The 1113-nt window shown below is 67.0% G+C and carries 2 protein-coding genes; one reads left to right on the top strand and one right to left on the bottom strand.

Annotated elements, in window-relative coordinates:
• Positions 1-37 precede the first annotated feature (37 nt).
• A complete protein-coding gene (locus ACFV1W_RS40735; protein ID WP_073772435.1) occupies positions 38-412 on the bottom strand; it encodes a PadR family transcriptional regulator in 375 nt (124 codons plus the stop codon).
• A 390-nt stretch (positions 413-802) separates the two neighbouring features.
• Between ACFV1W_RS40735 and ACFV1W_RS40730 the strand changes: the two genes are divergently transcribed.
• On the top strand, positions 803-1113 hold a 311-nt coding region (locus ACFV1W_RS40730; RefSeq protein ID WP_380422634.1), incomplete at its 3' end, for an IS5 family transposase.

The following is a 1113-nucleotide window of genomic DNA, read 5'->3' as shown; positions in this document are numbered from 1 at the left end:
AACCAGGGTGTTGTCGTCGGTCTTCAAGGTGCGCCCCTCAGGGGTTGTGCCGGCGCCCGTTGGGGGGCGAAAGGAGGTGGTCGACGGTGTCGCGGAATGCCGGCCAGAGGCCGGTAAAGGAGTCGAGCGCGGTGCGTCCCGCATCGGTCAGCTCGTAATAGCGGCGCGGCGGGCCGGTGGAGGACTCCTGCCAGGTGGTGACGACGAGTTCGTCGCGCCGGAGCCGTGAAAGCAGGGGGTAGACGGTGCCCGGGCTCGTGGCGAGCACGGTCTCCTGCAAGTCCTTCAGCAGCTCGACCCCGTACTTGGGCCCGTCTCGCAGAAGGGCCAGGACGCAGTACTCCAGGACCCCTTTACGGAGCTGGACCTCGATCTTCTCCGGAACCTGATTACTTGCTTCACCGGCTACCATGCAGCACAAGATACCAGGTCTCGCATGTATTTGTCCGTGAGCAGGTGTGCGCAGCCGCTCCACGGCGGCCGATCAACCGCTTCCCAGCTTCATGCCACGAACGCGCCCGCTCAGAGGGGCGACCCGCACGCGCTTGCTACGCGGCCGAGACGACCGCGCGCATCGCGGCCAGGCGGTCACCTGGACCACCCGCCAGACCGAAACCCACAGCTGGAACAGCCTCAACGACGAACAGCGCGCACGCCTGGAAGGTCTCGGGCTCACGCCCCGGACCACACCGGCCACGAAGGGGAAGGGCGCTGGGGCGTTCGAGCGGGGCATCACTGCACTCACCTAGGCACTGTCCGGCGGATCATGTGACTTTCCGGCCGGTCGCTCATTGGTTGGGTCATGGGTCGGGGGGATCTGACGAATCGAGAGTGGTTGCTGCTGGAGCCGCATCTGCCCTCGCTGGGTGGCCGGGGCGGCCGGTGGAACGATCACCGGACCGTGCTCAACGGGATTCTGTTCCGGGTCCGCACCGGTGTTCCGTGGCGTGACCTGCCGGAACGCTATGGCTCGTGGAAGATCGTGTATGAACGGCATCGCCGCTGGTCGGCGGATGGTACCTGGGACCGGCTCCTGCAGGCGGTCCAGGCCGACGCCGACCTTGCCGGGCGGATCGACTGGTCGATGGTGGGCGTCGACTCGACGTCCTGCCG

It is taken from the genome of Kitasatospora sp. NPDC059648 (assembly GCF_042734825.1).
Lineage (GTDB): Bacteria > Actinomycetota > Actinomycetes > Streptomycetales > Streptomycetaceae > Kitasatospora.
This window is presented reverse-complemented; position numbering and strand designations above follow the sequence as displayed.

Coding starts and splice junctions, on each gene's coding strand:
- ACFV1W_RS40735 (WP_073772435.1), bottom strand. CDS start 412: ATGGTAGCCGGTGAAGCAAGTAATCAGGTTCCGGAGAAGATCGAGGTC.